Source organism: Pseudomonas sp. YuFO8 (assembly GCF_035065025.1).
GTDB classification, from domain to species: domain Bacteria; phylum Pseudomonadota; class Gammaproteobacteria; order Pseudomonadales; family Pseudomonadaceae; genus Aquipseudomonas; species Aquipseudomonas putida_AE.
This window is the reverse complement of the sequence record NZ_JAXDEQ010000012.1, coordinates 31828-53668: the sequence shown is the minus strand read 5'-3', so window position 1 is coordinate 53668 and position 21841 is coordinate 31828. Positions and strand designations below refer to the sequence as shown.

Sequence of the window (21841 nt, the reverse complement as noted above, 5' to 3'; positions counted from 1 at the left end):
CCTACAGGGTTCTGCGCCGACCGGGCGGCTGCGCTAATATGCCCACCACTCAAACAAGAACAAGGCTCGCCTCGCGCAATGTCGGAAAAAGACACCATTTCCATTCAACTGGTGCGTGAAGCGCTGTTGCAAAGTTGCGCCCCGGGCGCGACCACCGATGAGGTGTTGGGCAAGGTCGGCATTGATCCGGCGTTGCTCGGCAGTAGTGACGCGCGGGTTCCCGCCAGTGCTTATGCGCGCCTGTGGCGCTTGCTGGCCCGGCGAGGGGATGACGAGTTCTTTGGCATGGACCCGCGCAAGCTCAAGTCCGGCAGCCTGGAGTTCCTCTGTCGCTGTGCCATGGTCCAGCCGAGCCTGGCGGCCGGGCTCGGCAGCGGCCTGGGTTTCCTGTCGTTGATGCTCGAACGCATGCCCGCCGAGCTTGTGCATCAGCAAAGCCTGGCGGAAATCGTCTTGCTCGAAGACGACCACGAGCCGCGCCGGGCCTTCACGTACTTCACCTACTGGATGATCGTGCACGGCGTGGCCTGTTGGCTGGCCGGACGGCGAATTCCGATCCTGGCGATCGAGCTGCGCTGTGCCCAGCCGGATTTCTGCGATGATTATCAGGTGATGTTCTCCGAGAACCTGCGCTTCGACCGACCGCGCACGCGGATGATCTTTTCCGCGGACTGCCTGGGTTTGCCGATCAAGCGCAGCGTCGAAGAGCTGCGGCGCTTCCTGGCCCATGCGCCGGCCAACATCCTGGTCAAGTACCGCGATCCGCAAAGCCTGGCCAGCCGGATCAAGCAGGACTTGCGGCAACTGCCCGCGGAGCACTGGCCGGAGACCGAAACCCTGGCGCAACGCCTGTGCATGTCGGCCTCGACCCTGCGCCGGCGCCTGGCCGAGGAGGGGCAGACGTACCAGGGGCTAAAGGACAGCGTGCGCAAGGAGCTGGCCATCGCCTGGCTGGCCGAACCGGCCATCAGCTTCGCCGAAATCGCCACCCGCCTGGGGTTTGCCGATGCAAGCTCGTTCTACAAGGCGTTTCGTAAATGGTCGGGGTCCAATCCCGGGCATTACCGCAGTTTGATTCTCAACGAAGCCAGTTGATCTGGATTTCTGGTCGTATGGGCGGGCCTCTTCGCCTGTAGGAGCGAGCTTGCTCGCGATGGTCGTGAACGATGGCGCTGGGAGCCTGGGCCCGCGGTGTTCTCGAGCCCATCGCGAGCAAGCTCGCTCCTGCAGTCTTGGCCAAACCAGTCAGACAACTTGATAACTTTGACCATTGCCCGACACCCCGCGCAGAGCGAGTATTTCCCTGTTGGTTACGGTTCCCCCCACCTAACAAAAAATACAGAGGGATTCTGGCAATGCGCGATTACTTGTCTGCCGTTTCACAGTTCAATTATCAGCACACCGTCGATGCCGCACTCGCCGGCAATCTGACCGCCCTCAACGCCTGCATCGAATGTTGCGACCGGCATGCGCTGCCGGGGCGTATCGCGCTGTTCTGGGAAGGCCGTGATGGCTCCAGCGCGACCTACACCTTCAACGACCTGCAGGACAAGGCCGCGCGTTTTGCCAACTTCCTGTTGTCCCAGGGCGTGAAGAAAGGCGACAAGGTCGCCGGTCTCCTGCCACGCAACATCGAATTGCTGATCACCGTGTTCGCCACCTGGCGCATCGGCGCGGTCTATCAACCCTTGTTTACCGCCTTCGGTCCCAAGGCCATCGAACATCGCCTGGGCAGTTCCGGGGCGAAAGTGGTGGTCACCGACGCGGTCAATCGCTCGAAACTGGCGGAAGTCGCCGACTGCCCGACCATCGTCACAGTCGCCGGCCCCAAAGGGCAGGGCATAGTCCGTGGGGACTACAGCTTCTGGGCCGAACTGGCCAACCACTCCCATGTCTGCGAACCGGTGCTGTTGACCGGCGAAGACCCGTTCCTGCTGATGTTCACCTCGGGTACCACCGGCCCTTCGAAAGCCCTGTCGGTACCGCTCAAGGCCATCGTCGCCTTCCAGAGCTACACCCGTGACGCGGTGGACCTGCGCCCTGAGGACGCCTTCTGGAACTTGGCCGACCCGGGCTGGGCCTACGGCATCTATTTCGGCGTCACCGGCCCCCTGTCCATGGGCCACCCGATCACCTTCTACGATGGCCCGTTTACCCTGGAAAGCACCTGCCGGGTGATCAACAAATACGGGATCACCAACCTCACCGGCTCACCAACCGCGTATCGCCTGCTGATCGCCGGTGGCGACGAATTCGCCCGGTCGATCAAGGGCAAGCTGCGCATCGTCAGCAGCGCCGGCGAGCCGCTGAACCCGGAAGTGATCCGCTGGTTCGCCGATAACCTGGACGTGGTCATCCATGACCATTACGGCCAGACCGAACTGGGCATGGTGCTGTGCAACCACCATGGCCTGGAGCACTCGATCCACATGGGAGCCGCCGGTTTTGCTTCGCCGGGCCACCGCATCGTGGTGCTGGACGACGATCACCAGGAACTGGGCGTTGGCCAACCGGGCATCCTGGCCATCGACCGCACCCAGTCGCCGATGTGCTGGTTCGCCGGCTACGAAGGCGCACCGACCAAGGCCTTTGTCGGCAATTACTATTTGAGCGGCGACACGGTGGAGTGGAACCCGGACGGCAGCATCAGCTTCGTTGGCCGCAGTGACGATGTGATCACCACCTCCGGGTACCGCGTCGGCCCTTTCGATGTGGAAAGCGCTCTGATCGAGCACCCGGCGGTGGTCGAAGCCGCGGTGATCGGCAAACCCGATCCGGAGCGAACCGAACTGGTCAAGGCCTTCGTCGTGCTCAGCGCGCAATACCGTGCCGCGCCAGAGTTGGCCGAAGAGCTGCGCCAACACGTGCGCAAGCGCCTGGCGGCTCACTCCTATCCCCGGGAAATAGAATTTGTCAGCGAGTTGCCGAAAACCCCAAGCGGCAAATTGCAGCGCTTTATCTTGCGCAACCAGGAAATCGCCAAGGCTCAAGAGGCCGCCGCGAAGAACGTTTCAGCTTGAATCGAAGGACACAATGATGCAGATCGAAAACAAGGTTTTTCTCGTCACCGGCGGTGCTTCCGGCCTCGGTGCGGCCACCGCTGAAATGCTGGTCGCAGCCGGCGCCAAGGTGATGCTGGTGGACATGAACGCCGAAGCCGTCGCGGCCCAGGCCCAGCGCCTGGGCGCGCAAAGCGTGGTCGCCGACATCAGCAACGAAGCGGCGGCAGAAGCGGCGGTGCAGGCAACGGTCAAGGCATTCGGTGGCCTCAACGGGCTGGTCAACTGTGCCGGCATCGTGCGTGGCGAGAAGATCCTCGGCAAGAACGGTCCGCACGCGTTGGCAAGCTTCAGCCAGGTAATCAACGTCAACCTGATCGGCAGCTTCAACATGCTGCGCCTGGCGTCGGCGGCGATTGCCGAAACCGAAGCGGACGCCGATGGCGAGCGTGGCGTGATCATCAACACTGCCTCGGCGGCGGCCTATGACGGCCAGATCGGCCAGGCGGCCTACGCCGCGTCGAAAGGCGCCATCGTCAGCCTGACCTTGCCGGCCGCCCGTGAACTGGCGCGCTTCGGCATCCGCGTGATGACCATCGCCCCGGGCATTTTCGAAACGCCGATGATGGCCGGCATGACCCAGGAAGTGCGCGACTCCCTGGCCGCTGGCGTACCGTTTCCGCCACGCCTGGGCAAACCTGCCGAGTATGCCCGGCTGGTAAGGCATATCATTGAAAACAGCATGCTCAATGGCGAGGTGATCCGTCTCGACGGTGCCTTGCGCATGGCCGCCAAGTAAGGAGGATTTGTCATGACCTTTTCCAACGATCCGATTGTTATCGTCAGCGCCGTGCGCACCCCGATGGGTGGTTTCCAGGGCGAACTGAAAAGCCTCACGGCGCCGCAACTCGGTGCCGCCGCGATCAAGGCCGCGGTGGAGCGTGCTGGCGTTGCCAGTGATGGCGTCGACGAAGTGTTGTTCGGCTGCGTACTGCCGGCCGGCCAGGGCCAGGCCCCTGCACGTCAGGCGGCGCTCGGCGCCGGGCTGGATAAATCGACCCGTTGCACCACCCTCAACAAGATGTGCGGCTCGGGCATGGAAGCGGCCATCCTGGCCCACGACATGCTGGTGGCTGGCAGCGCCGAGGTGGTGGTCGCCGGTGGCATGGAAAGCATGTCCAACGCACCATACCTGCTGGACCGCGCCCGCAGCGGCTACCGCATGGGGCACGGCCGGGTACTGGATTCGATGTTCCTCGACGGCCTGGAAGACGCCTACGACAAGGGGCGCCTGATGGGCACCTTCGCCGAAGACTGCGCCGAAACCAACGGCTTCAGTCGTGAGGCCCAGGATGCGTTCGCGGTGGCTTCGACCACCCGCGCCCAGCAGGCGATCAAGGACGGCAGCTTCAAGGACGAGATCGTGCCGTTGACCGTCACCGTCGGCAAAGAGCAGGTGACGATCAGCCATGACGAGCAGCCGCCAAAAGCCCGACTGGACAAGATCGCTTCGCTGAAACCGGCGTTCCGTGATGGCGGTACCGTGACGGCGGCCAACTCCAGTTCGATCTCCGACGGTGCGGCGGCACTGGTGCTGATGCGCCGTTCCGAGGCCGACAAGCGTGGCCTCAAGCCGCTGGCGGTGATCCATGGTCACGCGGCCTTCGCCGATACCCCGAGCCTGTTCCCGGTGGCACCGGTGGGCGCGATCGAAAAACTGATGAAGAAAACCGGTTGGTCGCTGAATGAAGTCGACCTGGTGGAAGTCAACGAAGCCTTCGCCGTGGTCAGCCTGGTGACCATGACCAAGCTGGAAATCCCCCACGAAAAACTCAACGTGCACGGCGGCGCGTGCGCTCTCGGCCACCCGATCGGGGCGTCCGGCGCGCGGATCCTCGTGACCCTGCTCTCGGCCCTGCGCCAGAAAGGCTTGAAGCGTGGCGTTGCAGCGATCTGCATCGGTGGCGGCGAAGCCACGGCCATGGCCGTGGAATGCCTTTACTAGGCCAACCCCACCCCTGTGGGAGCCAGCCTGCTGGCGATGACGGTGTGTCATGAAAGTAGAAATTGACTGACACGACGCCATCGCCAGCAGGCTGGCTCCCACAGGGTTTTGTGTCGTACCCCGGATTCTAAGGATTCACCATGATCCCCAATGACGAACAACAGCAGATACGCGACGCGGCCCGGGACTTTGCCCAGGAACGCTTGAAACCCTTCGCCGCCGAATGGGACCGTGAACACCGCTTCCCCAAGGAAGCCATCGCCGAAATGGGCGAACTGGGCTTCTTCGGCATGCTGGTGCCGGAGCAGTGGGGCGGTTGCGAGACCGGTTACCTGGCCTACGCCATGGCCCTGGAAGAAATCGCCGCGGGCGACGGTGCCTGCTCGACCATCATGAGCGTGCACAACTCGGTCGGTTGCGTGCCTATCCTCAATTACGGCAATGCCAACCAGAAAGAGCGCTTCCTCAAGCCCCTGGCCAGTGGCGCCATGCTCGGTGCTTTCGCGCTGACCGAACCCCAGGCCGGTTCCGATGCCAGCGGCTTGAAAACCCGTGCCCGTTTGGACGGCGATCACTACGTGCTCAACGGCTGCAAACAATTCATCACCTCGGGGCAGAACGCCGGGATCGTGATCGTGTTCGCCGTGACCGACCCGACTGCCGGCAAACGCGGCATCACCGCATTCATCGTGCCCACCGATTCGCCGGGCTACAAAGTCGCCCGGGTCGAGGACAAGCTGGGCCAGCACGCCTCGGACACCTGCCAGATTCTCTTCGAAGACGTGAAAGTGCCGGTGGCCAACCGTTTGGGCGAAGAGGGTCAAGGCTACAAGATCGCCCTGGCCAACCTCGAAGGTGGGCGCGTCGGCATTGCCTCGCAATCGGTGGGCATGGCCCGCGCCGCATTCGAAGCGGCCCGCGACTACGCCCGCGAGCGCGAGAGCTTCGGCAAGCCGATCATCGAGCACCAGGCCGTGGCGTTCCGCCTGGCGGACATGGCGACCCAGATCGCCGTGGCGCGGCAGATGGTGCATTACGCGGCGGCCTTGAGAGACAGCGGCAAGCCGGCGTTGGTGGAAGCCTCGATGGCCAAGCTGTTCGCCTCGGAAATGGCCGAGAAGGTATGCTCCTCGGCGCTGCAAACCCTTGGCGGTTACGGTTACCTGAACGACTTCCCGCTGGAGCGGATCTACCGCGACGTGCGGGTCTGCCAGATCTACGAAGGCACCAGCGATATTCAACGCATGGTCATTTCACGCAATCTTTGAAAAGGAACCCGCTTGTGAACTACGAAACGATTCTGCTGGAAACCCATGGCCGCGTTGGCCTGATCACCCTCAACCGCCCGCAGGCGCTGAACGCGTTGAACGCGCAGATCGTCAGGGAACTGAACCAGGCCCTCGACGGCTTCGAGGCGGACTCGGACATCGGCTGCATCGTCCTGACCGGTTCGAAAAAGGCCTTTGCCGCCGGTGCCGACATCAAGGAAATGGCCGAGCTGACCTATCCGCAGATCTATATCGACGACCTGTTCAGCGACAGCGACCGCGTGGCCAACCGCCGCAAGCCGATCATCGCCGCCGTCAACGGTTTCGCCCTGGGTGGCGGCTGTGAACTGGCGCTGATGTGCGATTTCATCCTGGCTGGCGACAACGCCAGGTTCGGCCAACCGGAAATCAACCTCGGCGTATTGCCGGGCATGGGCGGCACCCAGCGCCTGACCCGTGCCGTGGGCAAGGCCAAGGCCATGGAAATGTGCCTGAGCGGGCGCTTGATCGATGCCGTGGAAGCGGAACGTTGCGGCATCGTGGCGCGCATCGTGCCGAGCGATGAGTTGCTGGATGAAGCGCTGAAAGTCGCGGCGCTGATCGCTAAAAAGTCCCTGCCGATCGCGATGATGGTCAAGGAAAGCGTCAACCGTGCTTTTGAAGTGAGCCTGTCGGAAGGCGTGCGCTTTGAGCGTCGGGTGTTCCATGCGGCGTTCGCGACGCAGGATCAGAAGGAAGGGATGGCGGCGTTTATTGCCAAGCGTGAGGCCGAGTTCCAAGGTAAGTAATGTAGCGTTATTGCGTGCCTCTTCGCTGGCAAGCCAGCTCCTACAGGTTTCGGTGTGTACACAATATGTGTGAGCGACCGAGAACCCTGTAGGAGCTGGCTTGCCAGCGAAGCTTTTAAGGCTTCAGACCAGATAGTTCTTCAGTTCACGGGCAATCACCATCCGCTGAATCTCGCTCGACCCTTCATAGATCTGCGTGATCCGCGCATCCCGGTAATACTTCTCGACCGGGTAATCCTCCAGATACCCATACCCGCCATGAATCTGAATCGCTGAGGAGCAGACTTTCTCGGCCATTTCCGAGGCAAACAGCTTGGCCTGCGAGGCCTCCGACAGACAAGGCTTGCCCGCCGTGCGCAGGCGAGCGGCGTGAAGGATCATCAACCGCGCGGCGTTCAACTGCATGTGCATGTCGGCCAGCAGGTTGGCGATGCTCTGGTGTTCATTGATGGTTTTGCCAAACTGCACACGATCGCGGGAATAGGCCAGCGCCGCTTCAAACGCCGCGCGAGCAATGCCCAGCGCCTGGGCGGCGATGCCGATGCGGCCGCCTTCGAGGTTGGACAGCGCGATGGCCAAGCCCTTGCCGCGCTCGCCGAGCAGATTGGCCTCGGGGATGGTGCAGTTGTTCAGGGTGACCGCACAGGTATCGGAGGCGCGGATGCCCATCTTGTGTTCGGTGCGGTCGACGATGAAGCCAGGGGTGTCGGTTGGCACCAGGAACGCCGAGATTCCGCGCTTGCCCAGGTCCGGGTCGGTCACCGCAAACACGATCGCCAGCTTGGCCCGCTTGCCGTTGCTGACGAACTGCTTGGCGCCATTGATCACCCACTGACCGTCGCGCAATTCGGCGCGGGTGCGCAGGTTGTGCGCTTCGGAGCCGGCTTGGGGTTCGGTCAGGCAGAAGCAACCGATGACCTGGCCGCTGGCGAGGTCCGCCAGCCAGGTCTGTTTCTGTTCTTCGCTGCCGTAGTTGAGCACCGGCCCGCAGCCGACCGAGTTGTGGATGCTCATGAACGCGCCGGTGGCGCCGTCGCCGGCGGAGATCTCTTCCACCGCCAGGGCATAAGCGACGTAGTCGACATAAGTGCCGCCCCATTCCTCGGGCACCACCATGCCCAGCAGGCCCAACTCACCCATCTTCGCCACCAGGGCGTCGTCGATCCAGCCGGCCTTTTCCCAAGCCTGGGCGTGGGGCGCGATTTCGCCACGGGCAAAGTCCCGGGCCATGTCGCGGATCATGACCTGTTCTTCGGTCAATTCGAGATCGTGCATGGTTCAGCTCCCGCTCTCATCGAAACCGTTGAAGAAGCTCGCCACGTGTTCGGCGTCCAGCGCCTGCAGGGTAGGCGGGTTCCAGCGCGGGTTCTTGTCTTTGTCGATCAGCAAGGCGCGCACGCCTTCGATCAGGTCGCCGCGCTCGAACCACTGGCGGTCCAGGTGCAGCTCAAGGGCAAAACATTGTTCAAGGCTCAGGTGCCGACCGCGCCGGAGCATTTCCAGGGTTACGCCCATGGCCAGGGGCGAGCGGGTCTGCAGCAGGTCGGCGGTGCTCAACGCCCACTCATGGCTGTCGGCGACCGTGACCTCGCGCAGTTGCTCCACAATACTCGGCACATCGGGCAAGGCGAAGAAGTGGTCGATAGCCGGGCGCAAGGCGGCCAGCGGTGCATCGTGCAACTGTTGCACGGCGAGTTTCGCCAGCAGGCCCTGAAGATCCTTCAGGGGTGTGTCACGCCATTGCAGTTGATCGAGTTTTTCATCCAGCGTGGCGAGTTTGCCGCTGTCCAGGTACCAGTCGGCCAGCCCGCAGTACAGCGCATCGGCCGCGCGGATCTGCACGCCGCTGACGCCCAGGTAGATCCCCAGTTCACCGGGGATGCGTGGCAGGAAGTAGCTGCCGCCCACATCCGGGAAATAACCGATGCCGACTTCAGGCATCGCCAGGCGACTTTTCTCGGTGACCACCCGCAGGTCGGCGCCTTGCACCAGGCCCATGCCGCCACCCAGGACAAAACCGTCCATCAAGGCCAGCACCGGTTTGCGGTAATGATGAATCGCGAGGTCGAGGGCGTATTCCTCGACGAAGAAATCTTCGTGCAGCGTATCGCCGCCCTTGAAGCTGTCGTACAGCGAGCGAATGTCGCCACCGGCACAAAAGGCTTTTTCGCCGGCACCGCGCAGCACCACCGCATGCACCTGTTCATCCTGTGCCCAGGCGTCCAGCTGACGCTGCAGGTTGCGCACCATCTCGAGGGTGATGGCGTTAAGGCCGGCGGGGCGGTTGAGGGTCAGGTGACCGATGTGGTTGCGAACCTCGGCCAGCACTTCGTTTTGCGTGGCATCCATTGACGAAGTCGCTGGAGAAGAAACCTGAGCAGTCATCACTAACTCCCTGCTTTTATTGTTCTTTATTAAGAAGCTCGCGCGCGAGCGATGCTGGATCGTACCAGTGCAAATTTGCCTTGTACAACCGGGATATGTGCAGGTGCTGTCTGCATTTTTGCAGCGGCTTTTGTAGGAGCGAGCTTGCTCGCGATGGTCGTGAACGATAACGCGTAAACCATTGGTGCAGCGGTGCCTTGATGTTTTTCGCGAGCAAGCTCGCTCCAACAGATGAGCCGATTCAGGCGCTACGGCTCAACACCTCACCAATACTGCGACGCCTGGCCTGCAACTCAGTGGCATGGATCAGCTGTTCAAGATCTTCGGGGGTGACGTCGATGAAGGCTTCCATCTGCGCCAGGGCCAATTTCAGATCCTGGGCGGTGATTGCCTGGCTGTCGATTGGAGGGTGGTCAGCCGGGACCACGGCGACCGGCTCGCTGGCACGCTTGGGATATCGAATGCGCGTCAGGTTGTTATAGGCCAGGGCGCTGAGCAGCATGGTCGATGCGGCCAGCATCACCGGACCCAGGGCTTTCCAGTCCATGGCAATGGTCGCCGGGTCCGCCAGGACCATTAGCAACGCCAGCGCCCCGGCCGGTGGATGCAGGCAGCGCAGCCAGCACATCAGGATCAGCGCCATGCCCGCCGCGAGGCAGGCGCTGCCCAGGGTCCGTCCGAGCACGTGGGCCACCAGCAGCGCGACCACTGCGGCGCTCAAGTAACCGCCGAGTATCGACCAGGGTTGCGCGAGCGCACCGGAAGATACCGCAAACAGCAACACCGCCGAGGCACCCAGCGGGCCCACCAGGTGCTGCGCCACTGGCATGCCGAATACCTGGGCGCACAGCCAGACGCTGAACATCGTCCCCAGCGCCATGCCGATGGCAGCACGACTCCATTCTGAAGGGCGGGTGTTGACGGCGGCGGGCAACCAGCGAGCTAGCATGATGAACAGCGTTCCTTTGAAAACCTGAGGAAAAAAAAGGCTTGTCTGGGAAATCCAGAAAGCCCTTGAAGTCGTTCCAACTATTGGGGGAGGAACGACGACAGTGTGCCGATCATTGCCGATGATGACAAATTCATATTAATGAAGCTTCAGTTCATTATTTCTGATGTATCGCCACACGCCGTCCACTCATGAAACACAGGAACCCGCCCAGGGCCGTCAGCGCGCTCAAGGCATAGAACATGGTCGGGGCCGGGGTGTGCATCAACAGGAAACCGCAGATCACCGGGCTCAGCGCGCCACCGAGGGCGGCCAGGTTCTGCGCGCCGTAGTAGCTGCCGCGCAGTTCTTCCGGGGCCAGGGTGTCGACGAAGAGGAATTCGGCCGGGTAGATGATCATTTCGCCGAGGGTGAAGATGAACATCGCCACGCACCAACTGACCATGCTGTCGGCCACGCTGAAGCCGATCAATCCGAGGATGAACAGACCGGTGCCGCCGGCAATCCAGAAGCGCAGTTTTTCACGGTTGAGGAACCGACCGATTTGGTACTGCAACAGGATCACGCTTATGGCGTTGCAGGCCAGCAGTGCCGCCATGATCTCCAAAGTGCGCCTGGAATCCTGGGTCACCAGCAGGTATTGCGACAGGTACAGGGTGAAACGCCCGTGCACCACGGTGCTGAGCAGGCAGCCGCAGGTGAACATGATCAGGGTGCGGTCGTTCTTCAGGGTGACCAGGGTCTTGAGGAAGCTCTGCGGTTGGCCGATGGTCGGTGCCTGCGCCGAATCCCTGGGGATGCCCAGCATCAGGAAGATGCTGGTGAAGGCGATACCGCCTGCGATCAGGAAGGGTGCGATCGGATAGACCCCGGCCATCACCACGCCGAACATTGGGCCGGTGGCGTAGCCAATGTTGGTCAGGGTATAACGCAGCGAAAACGCCTTGGCGCGCTGGCCCACGGGCAGGTTTTCGCTGAGGATCGCCTTGGAGCCGATGAGGAACAACGCCGAGGCCGTTTCGGAAATGACCAGCGTCAGGGTGGCCAGGTAAAGGTTTTCGGCAAAGGCCAGCAACACGAAGCCGATGGCGCTGGAGAGCATCGTGAGGATCAGTAGTCGGCGTTTTTCCAGGCGGTCGATGACGTAGCCGCCGTACAGGGCGAGCAGGGTGGCGATGAACACCGCGATGCCCAGCAGCAGGCCGACGTCCTGTTGGTTGAGGCCCAGTTTGTCGCTTAGAAACAGGGTGAGCAGCGGACTGATGATGGCGCGGCTGACAACGATGGTCAGCGAAACGATCATCAGCCGGCGAACAACGAGCGAGTAGGTGGCCACGGTGGGGTAAATGTCCTTATTCAGATGGCAGCTTCCGTGCTTGCCATCCTCAGGCAGATGCGGGCTCACTTCAAGGCGAATTCACACTATCCCTGTAGGAGCTGCCGCAGGCTGCGATCCTTTGATTTTTTGAAAGCAAGATCAAGAGATCGCAGCCTGCGGCAGCTCCTACAGGGGGATTAGGCGACCACCTGCGCCGCAGGCCATTGCTGATACGGAATCGGCAACTTGCGCGACTCGCCGCGGCCCATCGGGAAGTACATGAAACCATTGCGCGCCAGGCGCTCGGCATCGTACAGGTTGCGGCCATCGAAGATCACCGGCGCATTGAGGCGCTGGCGGATCAGATCGAAATCCGGCGCCTTGAATTGTTGCCACTCGGTGCAGATGATCAGTGCGTCCGCACCGTTGAGCACCGATTCCGGCGTGCCCATGAGCATCAACCGGGTTTCATCGGGATACAGCTGCTGGGTTTGCTGCATGGCCTCGGGGTCGAATGCCCGCACATTGGCACCGGCGGCCCATAACGACTCGAGCAACAGGCGGCTCGGTGCATTGCGCATGTCGTCGGTGTTGGGCTTGAAGGCCAGGCCCCAGACGGCGAAGGTCTTGCCCCGCAGCTCGCCTTTGTAGAAGGCCTTGAGGCGCTCGAACAGCTTGTGTTTCTGCCGCTGGTTGATGGCTTCCACCGCTTGCAGCAGGTCGCTGGAACAATGGGCCTGTTCGGCGCTGTGAATCAGGGCGCGCATGTCCTTGGGGAAGCAGGAGCCGCCATAACCGCAGCCGGGGTAGATGAAGTGGTAGCCGATGCGCGAGTCGGCGCCGATGCCCAGGCGCACCGATTCGATGTCGGCACCCAGGTGTTCGGCCAGCTCGGCGATCTGGTTGATGAAGCTGATCTTGGTCGCCAGCATGCAGTTGGCGGCGTATTTGGTCAGCTCGGCACTGCGCAAATCCATGAACATGATGCGTTCATGGTTGCGGTTGAACGGCGCGTACAGGTCACGCATCACCTCTCGCACTTCTTCGCGTTCACAGCCCACGACGATACGGTCCGGTCGCCGGCAATCGGCCACGGCCGAGCCTTCCTTGAGAAACTCGGGATTGGAGACGATATCGAACTGCAACAGGCGTCCGACCTTGATCAGGCACCTGTCGATATGCGCGCGCAGGGCATCGCCGGTGCCCACCGGCACCGTGGACTTCTCCACCAGGATCAGCGGTTGTTCACGGTGCCGTGCCACCGCTTCGCCCACCGCCATCACCTGGCTCAGGTCAGCCGAGCCATCGTCCCGGGACGGTGTGCCGACCGCGATGAACAGCACCTGGCCATGTTGCACCGCGAGTTTCTCATCGCTGGTGAACTGTAACCGTCGGGCATCCAGGCCTTCGCGTACCAGGCTGGCCAGCCCCGGTTCGAAAATGCTCACATGGCCCTGTTGCAGGCATTCGACCTTTTTCTCGTCGACGTCCATGCAGACCACGTCGTGGCCGACTTCTGCCAACACCGCCGCTTGCACCAGGCCTACATAACCGCTACCGAACACACTGATTCTCATGGTTTGCTCCTGCCCCGATCGAGTCCGGTCAAGGTTTAGCAATGCCATGTTTCAATTCGTCTATCGGCGTCACGCCGGCCGTTGGTCGGCAGGGCATTTGACTTTCCCGGCCACGACCGGCAGCGTAGCGGCCATTCCTGTCGCCATGGCGTTTTCTGTTTCCTCTTTATCCAAGGCCGTTTCGTTTGACTGACTTACCCGCAACTGATCCAAGTGCCCTCAGACCCAATCCGCTAACCCTGTATCTCGCACGACTGGCGCCCTCCAGCCAACTGACCATGCGTTATGTCCTGCAGGACGCCGCCGATCGCCTGGGCTTTGAAGAAATGAATGTCGAGGAGATCGCCTGGCACAACCTGCAACCCGAAGATGTCATCGCCCTGGTCGCCGCCTTGCGCACCGACGGTTATGCGCCCAACACGTCGTCGTTGTACGTCAATGCGGTGCGCGGGGTAATGAACGAAGCGTGGCGCATGAGCCTGATCAGCCAGGAGCACTTGTTGAAAATGCGCTCGGTCAAGGGCATCGCCGGTACGCGCCTGTCCCAGGGGCGCAACCTGCGGCGCTCATTGATCCAGGAACTGATGGAGGTTTGCGCCGCCGATCCTCGGCCACAGGGCAAGCGGGACGCCGCCGTTATCGCGATCCTGTACGGTTCGGGCATGCGCAAATCGGAATCGGTGAACCTCGACCTCAATCAGCTCGACTTCAATGAGCGCAGCCTGCGCGTCACCGCCAAGGGCAACAAGCAGTTGATCAAGTACGCCCCGGCCTGGGCGTTCGCCAAGCTCGATGCCTGGCTGGAACTGCGCCGCTCGATGCTCAAGGAAGGCGAAGAGGACGACCCGTTCCTGTTCAATCGCATCCGCCGTGGCAGTCACATCACCCGCGAGCGCATCACCAAGCACGCGATCTATTACATCGCCCGGCAGCGGGGCGCGCAGGTGGGGGTGAAAATCATGCCGCATGATTTTCGCCGCTCGTTCATCACCCGGGTGATCGAAGAACACGACCTGTCCATCGCGCAAAAACTGGCCCATCACAGCAACATCCAGACCACCGCCAACTACGATGTGCGCGACGACAACGAGCGCCGGCGTGCGGTGGATCGCTTCGATCTTTGACGGCCATGCTCCAGGTTCGAGGGATCAGGGCTCGCTCAGCACATGCGCGTGGCCGATGGTCGAGACCTGCACGGCGCTGCCGGCAGGCGGTGCATACAGGCCGGAGCTGCGTACCAGCAATGATCGGCCTATGGGCTGATCGGCGGTGCGCGAATGCAACTCCACGGTCAAGGTACAGGTGTTGCCGCTGAAATCCCGGTCGACCACCTTGGCACGGCAGCCCGTGACACCCGTGGCGTCGGGCAGCACGCTGGTCAGTTGCAACTGTTCGGGCCGTAGCATGATCTGCGCCGAGTGGTTGTTGCGGTGATTGTTGACCGGTATCCGGCCCAGGTCGCAATGGGCCCAGCCAGCCTCGATCCGCGCTGGCATGACCACGGCGTCGCCGAGAAACAGCGCGGTCTGTTCGTCGTCGGGGTAGCGATAGAGGTCCAGCGGATGGCCTGACTGCACCAGCCGGCCGTGGCGCATCACCGCCAGTTGATCGGCGAAGGACAAGGCTTCGCTCTGGTCATGGGTCACCAGGATGGTGGTGACCCCCGCGTCGGCCAGCAGGTGCGCGACCATCTTGCGCATGACCGCGCGCAAGCCGGTATCGAGTGCCGAAAACGGCTCGTCCAGCAACATCAGCTGCGGCTGCTGCGCCAGCGCCCGTGCCAGCGCCACACGCTGCTGCTGGCCGCCGGACAATTCATGGGGCCAGCGCATCGCCATGTTCGCATCCAGTGCCACGCTGTCCATCAATTGCGCGACACGCTCGCGCTTTTCGCGGCCCTTGATCGACAGGCCGAAGCCGATGTTGTCGGCCACCGTCATGTGCGGGAACAAGGCGCCGTCCTGTGGGACGTAGCCAATCAAACGTTGGTGCGCCGGCACTTCATGGGTGCTGTCGACCAGGGTCTGGCCATTGAGCGACAGGCGCCCGGAGTCAGGAAACTCGAAGCCGGCAATCATCCGCAGCAAGGTGGTCTTGCCTGAGCCCGAGGGGCCGACAATGACCGTACGGCTGCCGCTGGGCACCGACAGGCTGACGTTATCCAGAGCTCGCTGGGAACCGTAGGCTTTGTTCAGTGAATGCAGTTCAAGAGTGTTCATCGGCCAGCCGTTTTTTTCGATTGGTGATACAGGAGCCCGGTCAACGGCAGCGACAACAGGATCATCAGCAGGGCATAGGGCGCCGCCGCGACATAGTCGATTTCGCTGGTCATGGCCCAGAACCCGGTCGCCAGGGTCCGTGTGCCATTGGGCGCGAGCAACAGGGTGGCGGTCAGTTCATTGGTGATCGCCAGGAACACCAGCGCCGCACCGGCAGCCGCACCCGGAGCGGCCAGGCGCAGGGTGATCAGCCATAACGCGCGGGCAGGGGAGCGGCCCAGGCTGCGGGCCATGTTTTCCAGCTCCACCGGTGCCTGAGCGATGCCGGCGCGCAGGCTCACCAGCGCCCGGGGCAGGAACATCAGCAGGTACGCCAGCAGCACGGTGACGGTGGTCTGGTAGATCGGCCGGGCAAAATGAATGGTGACGGTCACCAGTGCCAGCGCAACGACGATGCCCGGCAATGAACTGGTGATGTAGTTGCAGCTTTCCAGCAGCCGCTGCAGGCGTCCGGGATGGCGGATCGACAGCCAGGCAATCGGAATGGCGGCGCAGGTGGTCAGGGCAGCCCCCGCCACGCCCAGCATCAGGGTCTGTTGCAGCGCCGGCAGCAGCTCGCCCAGGTTCCAGGCCTGCACGCCGCCGGCGATCAGCCAGCCGCCCAGGGTGATCAAGGGCACACCCAGCGCCAGGGCGCAGGTGGTGCTCTGCAACGCCAGTGCGAGCACCCTGGCCGGGGTTTTCAGGCCCACGATCCGTTGCTCACGGGCACTCCCGGAGCCCACGCGGGCGTAGCGCGCATGGCCCCGTGCGGCGGATTCCACGGTCAGCATCACCAGGCAGCACAGGGCGAGCACGCTGGCCAGCATGTGGGCGGCAGGCCCGTTGAAGGTGGATTTGAACTGATCGAAGATCGCGGTGGTGAAGGTGTCGAAGCGGATCATCGCGTACAGGCCATATTCGGCCAGCAGGTGCAGGCCGACCAGCAACGCGCCACCGCAAATGGCCAGGCGCAACTGCGGCAGCACCACGCGAAAAAACACCGCCCACGGCTTGAGCCCCAGCGATTCGGCGACATCTTCGATAGCCGGGTCGAGGCGCCGCAAGGTCGCGGCAATCGGCAGGTACAGGAACGGGAAGTAGGCAATCACCGACACCAGCACCCCGGCGAACAAGCCGTGAATCGGCGGCACCAGGCTGACCCAGGCATAGCTGTGGACGAAGGCCGGCACCGCCAGGGGCGCCGTGGCCAGCAACGACCACCAGCGACGCCCCGGCAGATCCGTGCGCTCGGTCAGCCAGGCCAGTGTCACACCCAGCGCGATACAGAGGGGAATCGTCAGCACCACCAGCAACACGGTGTTGATCAACAACTCGCCCACCCGTGGCCGGAACACCAGGGTCACCACCGTGGACCAGCCGGTCTGCAGGGACACGCCGATGACGTAGGCAATCGGCAGCAGCGCCAGCAACGAAACCAGCACCGACAAACCGACCACCCACGCGCCACCGCGGCTCGCGAACACGCCGCGCGATCGTCTACGCAAATTGGCGGGTAGCGCTTGGGCGGTACCCGCGGGCAGGATTTCAGGCATCAATTAAAGCAGTCCTGCCTGAGTCATCAGCTCCACGGCTTTTTTACTGTCGAGTTTCGAGGCGTCGACGGATGGGGCGTCGAGCTGCTGCAAAGGCACCAGTTTAGGGTTGGATTCGGCGTTCTTGCCCACGGCGTATTCAAACGATTTGCCATCCTTGAGGATGGCCTGGCCGTCCTTGCCGGTGATCCACTTGAGGAACGCCTGGGCTTGTTCCTTGTGCTTGCTGGAGGCCAGGACGCCGCCTCCGGAAATGCTGACAAACGCCCCCGGATCCTTGTGCTTGAAGTAGTGCAGGGCGGTGTTCTTGCTGTTTTCGCCGGTCTTGGCCTGATCGACGAAGCTGTAATAGTGGTAGATCACGCCGCTGTCGATCTGCCCGGCATTCACCGCCTTGAGCACCGAACTGTTGCCCCGGTACGCCGTGAAGTTGGTCTTCATCGCCTTCAGCCAGTCCAGGGTCGCGGCGTCGCCTTTCTGTTCGAGGATGGCGGCGACGATGGCCTGGAAGTCGGCACCACCGGGCGAGGCGCCCCAGCGGCCTTTCCACTCTGGCGCGGCGAGGTCCATGATCGACTTGGGCAACTTGTCCTGGGGCAGTTTGCTCGGGTTGTAGACGAACACCGTGGAACGCGCCGCGATCCCCACCCATTTGCCGTGGGCCGGGCGGTAGGCCGGGTCGACCTGCTCCAGGGTGGCCTTGTCCACGGGGGCAAACAAGCCTGCGCCGTCGACCAGGACCATCGCCGGGGAGTTTTCGGTGAGGAACACATCCGCCGGCGAGTCGGCCCCTTCCTGCACGATCTGGTTGCCCATTTCGGTGTCGTCGCCGTTGCGCATCGTCACCGGAATGCCGGTTTCCTGGGTAAACCCTTCGACCCAGGATTTGGTCAGGCTTTCGTGCTGGGCGTTGTAGACCACGATGCCGACGGTATCGGCGGCGTATACGTGACCTGCGCTCACCAGGGCGGTGACCAGCAAGGCTTTTTTGAGGAACGAAGGGATCGTGGACTTCATGCGGCGTCAGCTCCTGTTATTGTTGGTCTTGCAGGCTGATACGAGCGAATCGACAAAAGAAGGTCGTCAATTATTCTAGATCAATACGAATCATTTGCAGCCTGTGGGAGCGAGTTTGCTCGCTCCCACAGGGGGATGGTGTTATGGGCTGGTACTTGCGGATGGACAACCTTTTTGCGTGGAGGCCGCTGCCTGGTTGATTAGCGCCGCCAGGCGCCTGACGTTGTTCTGTTGCGCCGCCACCAGCTCATCGATGGACGGTCCCGACGGTGTCTGCAGGGTGCTGCGGCAGGTGTCCATGAGGCTTTCACTGCCATTGTTGGTACGCAGGCGCCATTTCACGTCGAGCAACCCATACTGGCCGGGAATCGAATCAAAGCGCTGCACCTCCAGCCGCACCGATACCCTGCGTTGCGGATTGTTGTTGATCATCTGGTCGGTCAGGGCACTGCGCAACTCGTCCACCAGGCTGGCCCCCCACCACTCGGTTTCCAGGATCGCCATGCCGGTATTGCCCTCGCGCACGACGATCTGCGGGCGATCGACCTGGGGCGGTACGGTGAGCATTTCAATCTGGATACCGGCGGTACTGCGTGAATTGACCGCCGGCTGGGTCGGGGTCAGGGTGTGAAACTGGATCGGATCGCTGCGGCAGGCAGCGAGTAACGACAACGCCGCGACCAACGTGATTTTCAGCGGAAAAGCCATGAATGTTGCTCCTGTGGTCATTTGCTCGGCGGCCCTTGCATATCCATCGGCGCGGCATTATCCGGGCGTCCACGAATCAGCGATTCCGGATGCCGGCCAAGGTAATCCGCCAGGTCACGCAGCGAGCGCGAGGTGCGTCCGAGTTCGTCCAGGGTCTGTCCGAGTTTTTCCCGCTGCGGCGAGTCTTCGGCCAGAGTCGAGTTGGCCGATTGCAGGGTCTTGCTCACATCGGTCAAGGTGGTTGACACGCCAGGCAGGGTCTTGGCATTGAATTGCACCAGGCCTTTGCGCAGTTCGACGAGGTTACTGTCCAGATTGGCGGCAATGCGGTCGATAGGCAGTTGGTTGATCTTGTTGACCATGCCCTCGAGTTTTTCCTGCAATTGTTCGAGGCTGCCTGGAACGGTCGGAATGCTGACTGGACGGGCGCTTTGATCAAATACGACTTTTTCCGCCTTAGGGTAGAAGTCCAGGGAAATGTACAGCTGGCCGGTCAGCAGGTTGCCGGTGCGAGCCTGGGCGCGCAGGCCGTTGTCGATAAAGGTACCGATCACGCGTACGGCGGCGGCTTCATCGTTGGGATCGTGATTGAGAGTCTGGAGCATCTTCGTGTGCGCACGGCCCAGGCGCTGCGGATAAATCATGATCCCTACGTTGACCGGAAAAATGCGTTTTTTCGCGTCGAAATCCAGATTGACCGACACCACCTTGCCGATTTCGATGCCGAGGAATTCCACCGGGGCATCGACCTTGAGGCCGCGCAAGGCCTGGTCGAAACGCAAGGTCATGAACTGTCCCTTGCCACTGGGCGGGGCGAGGGCCGTTTGCTGGTCCTGGAACAGTTCGTAGGCATATTCCTCCGGGGCCGGTTTGTCGTCGGGGCTGTATTCCGGCGCACGGAACGCAACGCCGCCCACCAGCAAGGACGACAGGGACTCGGTCTTGACCGCAAAACCATTGGCGCCGACACTCACGTCAACACCGCTGGCGTTCCAGAATCGGGTGTTCTCGGTGACGTACTTGTCGTTGGGTGCGTGGATGAACAGTTCGATGTTCACCCCCTTGCCATCGGGGTCCAGCGCGTAGGCCACGACCTGGCCGACCGGAATCTTGCGGTAGTAGACCGGCGAGCCGATATCCAGTGAACCGAGGTCCTGGGTATGCAAGGTGAAGCGTTTGCCCGGTTCGCCATAGGTGATGGCAGGCGGGTTTTCCAGGCCTTCGAAGTTCTTCGCGCGGGCATTGTCCTGGCCGATATCGGCGCCGATGTAATCCCCTGACAACAGGGTATCGATTCCCGAAACCCCGCCAGCGCCGATCCGCGGCCGGACCACCCAGAACTGCGAGTCCTTGCGGGTAAAGCTTTCAGCCTGTTTCACCAGCTTGATCGTCGCATCGACGCTCTTCTGGTCGTTGCTCAACGCCACGTCCGACACATGGCCGATCACTACGTTGCGGTATTTCACCTCGGTCTTGTTGGCGGTCAGGCCGCTGCCGGTCTTGAACTTGACGGTAATGGTCGGCCCCTCCTGCAAGATGCTGTGGACCACCAGCGATATCCCTACCAGCACCGCGACAATCGGCACGATCCACACCATCGAAAAGCTGAAACGGCGGGTCTTGATCGGAGCCTGCCCCGGGACCAGCGGCCCGTCAGTGGCTTGTGACTTCATCCGTGACCTCCTCATTTTGTGGTTGTTGCCGCTCTTTATCCCAGATCAGTCGCGGATCGAAACTCATCGCCGCGAGCATGGTGAACACCACCACCAGACCAAAGAACAGGATGCCCGGGCGCGGTTCGATATCGGCCAGGGCCTGGAATTTCACCAGCGAGGCCACCAGGGCGACCACGATGACGTCGAGCATTGACCAGTAACCGATAAGTTCGACGAACCGATACATTTGCGAGCGCTGCCTGAGCGCCCATTGACTGTCGCGTTGAACGGTCACCAGCAGCAGCGTCAGGGCGACGAACTTGACGCCCGGTACCGCAATACTGGCGATGAAAATGATCAGGGCAATGTCCCAGGCGCCGTGCTGCCAGAACTCGATCACGCCGCTCATGATCGTGCTGTCGGCACCGTCGCCGACCATCTTGGTGTTCATCACCGGCAACAGGTTGGCCGGCACATAAAACACCAGGGCGGTGATCATGTAAGCCCAGGTTCGGGTCAGTGAGTTGGTTTTACGCCGATGCAGAGGGGCACCGCAGCGCTCGCATTCGTGGGGATCACCGGTCATGTCGCAGGCCAGGCCGCAGCTGTGGCACAGGCACAGGTTGAGGTCGCGGGCAAAGGGAGGCATGGTCATACGAGGTCCCACAGTTCACGAATATCGCGACCGGCAATGCGGATCATCATCAGGCTGAGGACGGCCAGGGCGAACAGACCGATGCCGGGCAGCACATCCAGCAACCCGGCGAGCTTGATCACCGCAACCATCGCGCCCAGCAGGCAGACCTCCAGCATGCTCCAGGGCCGCAGGGTTTCCAGCCAGCGCATGCAGAAGCTGAAACCCGGCGCGCGCTGGTGCCTGAGGGCGAAGCCCAGCACCCAGATCAGCAGCAACAACTGAAAGATCGGTGCGATGATCATGGCGATCGCCGCCACCAGGGCAATGAAGGTGATGGGCCCCAGGCTCAGCGCCACCACCGAATCCCAAAGCGTTGCACTGTTTTTCAGGCCTTTGAGGCTGATGCTCATGACCGGATAGAAGTTGGCAAAAATCCACAGCATCAACGCGGCGAAAGTCAACGCCAGGCGTTGCTCCACGGTCAGGCCGTTATAACGCTGAAGCACGCCGCCGCAGCGGGTGCACAGGGTTTTCTGGTGTTTGGCGAGCGTCACTTTTTCGTACACGCTGTCGCAGTGCTCGCAGATGATCAGCTGATCAGTAGTTGCCATGGGCCAGGCTCAACAGGAGGCAGGAAATTCAGAGCACCCCCTCAATATAGAAGTGACTCGCAATTGAGCAAATCGAAAGGCTAAACAGAGAGATGGGGAAGGACGTATCG

20 protein-coding genes are annotated in these 21841 nt (G+C 62.0%); 8 read left to right on the top strand and 12 right to left on the bottom strand.

Features of this window, described 5'->3' with window-relative positions:
• The first annotated feature begins 78 nt into the window (after nucleotides 1-78).
• The 6 genes from SOP95_RS13105 to SOP95_RS13080 all read left to right on the top strand — a co-directional run bounded on the left by SOP95_RS13105 (nucleotide 79) and on the right by SOP95_RS13080 (nucleotide 7060).
• Nucleotides 79-1095: an AraC family transcriptional regulator gene (locus SOP95_RS13105; protein ID WP_323607327.1), complete on the top strand. Its 1017-nt coding sequence runs from the start codon at nucleotides 79-81 to the stop codon at nucleotides 1093-1095.
• Nucleotides 1096-1355: 260 nt separating this feature from the next.
• Entirely contained in the window at nucleotides 1356-3020 is a 1665-nt protein-coding gene (locus tag SOP95_RS13100) for an AMP-binding protein (protein ID WP_323607326.1), read from the top strand.
• A gap of 16 nt (nucleotides 3021-3036) precedes the next feature.
• A complete protein-coding gene (locus SOP95_RS13095) occupies nucleotides 3037-3798 on the top strand; it encodes an SDR family NAD(P)-dependent oxidoreductase (RefSeq protein ID WP_274075777.1) in 762 nt (253 codons plus the stop codon).
• 12 nt (nucleotides 3799-3810) lie between these two features.
• The gene (locus SOP95_RS13090; RefSeq protein WP_323607324.1) at nucleotides 3811-5004 is read left to right on the top strand and encodes an acetyl-CoA C-acyltransferase; all 1194 of its coding nucleotides are present in this window, start codon (nucleotides 3811-3813) and stop codon (nucleotides 5002-5004) included.
• Between the two features lie 140 nt (nucleotides 5005-5144).
• On the top strand, nucleotides 5145-6272 hold the full coding sequence (locus tag SOP95_RS13085) for an acyl-CoA dehydrogenase (protein ID WP_323607323.1): 1128 nt from the start codon (nucleotides 5145-5147) through the stop codon (nucleotides 6270-6272).
• 14 nt (nucleotides 6273-6286) lie between these two features.
• Nucleotides 6287-7060: an enoyl-CoA hydratase gene (locus SOP95_RS13080; protein WP_323607322.1), complete on the top strand. Its 774-nt coding sequence runs from the start codon at nucleotides 6287-6289 to the stop codon at nucleotides 7058-7060.
• A 123-nt stretch (nucleotides 7061-7183) separates the two neighbouring features.
• On the opposite strand, the gene SOP95_RS13075 is transcribed toward SOP95_RS13080, so the two are convergent.
• From SOP95_RS13075 to SOP95_RS13055, 5 genes are all read right to left on the bottom strand, one after another.
• Nucleotides 7184-8335 (bottom strand): acyl-CoA dehydrogenase family protein, encoded by a 1152-nt coding sequence (locus SOP95_RS13075; protein ID WP_274075773.1) that lies wholly within the window; start codon nucleotides 8333-8335, stop codon nucleotides 7184-7186.
• Between the two features lie 3 nt (nucleotides 8336-8338).
• Nucleotides 8339-9445 carry an enoyl-CoA hydratase/isomerase family protein gene (locus tag SOP95_RS13070; RefSeq protein ID WP_323607321.1) on the bottom strand — a complete coding sequence of 369 codons (1107 nt, stop codon included), beginning with the start codon at nucleotides 9443-9445 and terminating at the stop codon, nucleotides 8339-8341.
• Nucleotides 9446-9686: 241 nt separating this feature from the next.
• The gene (locus tag SOP95_RS13065; protein ID WP_323607320.1) at nucleotides 9687-10394 is read right to left on the bottom strand and encodes an HPP family protein; all 708 of its coding nucleotides are present in this window, start codon (nucleotides 10392-10394) and stop codon (nucleotides 9687-9689) included.
• Between the two features lie 157 nt (nucleotides 10395-10551).
• Nucleotides 10552-11730, bottom strand: a complete 1179-nt coding sequence (locus SOP95_RS13060) for an MFS transporter (RefSeq protein ID WP_274075770.1) — start codon at nucleotides 11728-11730, stop codon at nucleotides 10552-10554.
• A gap of 179 nt (nucleotides 11731-11909) precedes the next feature.
• Entirely contained in the window at nucleotides 11910-13289 is a 1380-nt protein-coding gene (locus tag SOP95_RS13055) for a UDP-glucose dehydrogenase family protein (protein ID WP_323607319.1), read from the bottom strand.
• Between the two features lie 46 nt (nucleotides 13290-13335).
• Here SOP95_RS13055 and SOP95_RS13050 point away from each other — a divergent pair, with 46 nt between their 5' ends.
• Complete coding sequence (locus SOP95_RS13050; RefSeq protein ID WP_323607318.1) at nucleotides 13336-13482, top strand: hypothetical protein; 147 nt, start codon at nucleotides 13336-13338, stop codon at nucleotides 13480-13482.
• Nucleotides 13475-14413 (top strand): site-specific integrase, encoded by a 939-nt coding sequence (locus tag SOP95_RS13045; RefSeq protein ID WP_408596186.1) that lies wholly within the window; start codon nucleotides 13475-13477, stop codon nucleotides 14411-14413. The genes SOP95_RS13050 and SOP95_RS13045 overlap by 8 nt, the downstream gene beginning before the upstream one ends.
• 24 nt (nucleotides 14414-14437) lie before the next feature.
• On the opposite strand, the gene SOP95_RS13040 is transcribed toward SOP95_RS13045, so the two are convergent.
• The 7 genes from SOP95_RS13040 to SOP95_RS13010 all read right to left on the bottom strand — a co-directional run bounded on the left by SOP95_RS13040 (nucleotide 14438) and on the right by SOP95_RS13010 (nucleotide 21731).
• On the bottom strand, nucleotides 14438-15508 hold the full coding sequence (locus tag SOP95_RS13040) for an ABC transporter ATP-binding protein (RefSeq protein ID WP_323607317.1): 1071 nt from the start codon (nucleotides 15506-15508) through the stop codon (nucleotides 14438-14440).
• Nucleotides 15505-17103 (bottom strand): ABC transporter permease, encoded by a 1599-nt coding sequence (locus SOP95_RS13035; RefSeq protein WP_274075767.1) that lies wholly within the window; start codon nucleotides 17101-17103, stop codon nucleotides 15505-15507. Before SOP95_RS13035 ends, SOP95_RS13040 begins: the two co-directional genes overlap by 4 nt.
• Nucleotides 17104-17106: 3 nt before the next feature.
• Nucleotides 17107-18120 carry an iron ABC transporter substrate-binding protein gene (locus SOP95_RS13030; protein WP_323607316.1) on the bottom strand — a complete coding sequence of 338 codons (1014 nt, stop codon included), beginning with the start codon at nucleotides 18118-18120 and terminating at the stop codon, nucleotides 17107-17109.
• Nucleotides 18121-18261: 141 nt separating this feature from the next.
• Nucleotides 18262-18828 carry a PqiC family protein gene (locus SOP95_RS13025; protein ID WP_274075765.1) on the bottom strand — a complete coding sequence of 189 codons (567 nt, stop codon included), beginning with the start codon at nucleotides 18826-18828 and terminating at the stop codon, nucleotides 18262-18264.
• 17 nt (nucleotides 18829-18845) lie between these two features.
• Nucleotides 18846-20501: a PqiB family protein gene (locus SOP95_RS13020; RefSeq protein ID WP_323607315.1), complete on the bottom strand. Its 1656-nt coding sequence runs from the start codon at nucleotides 20499-20501 to the stop codon at nucleotides 18846-18848.
• Complete coding sequence (locus tag SOP95_RS13015; protein ID WP_274075763.1) at nucleotides 20482-21138, bottom strand: paraquat-inducible protein A; 657 nt, start codon at nucleotides 21136-21138, stop codon at nucleotides 20482-20484. The genes SOP95_RS13020 and SOP95_RS13015 overlap by 20 nt, the downstream gene beginning before the upstream one ends.
• The gene (locus SOP95_RS13010) at nucleotides 21135-21731 is read right to left on the bottom strand and encodes a paraquat-inducible protein A (RefSeq protein ID WP_274075762.1); all 597 of its coding nucleotides are present in this window, start codon (nucleotides 21729-21731) and stop codon (nucleotides 21135-21137) included. Before SOP95_RS13010 ends, SOP95_RS13015 begins: the two co-directional genes overlap by 4 nt.
• Nucleotides 21732-21841 lie beyond the last annotated feature (110 nt).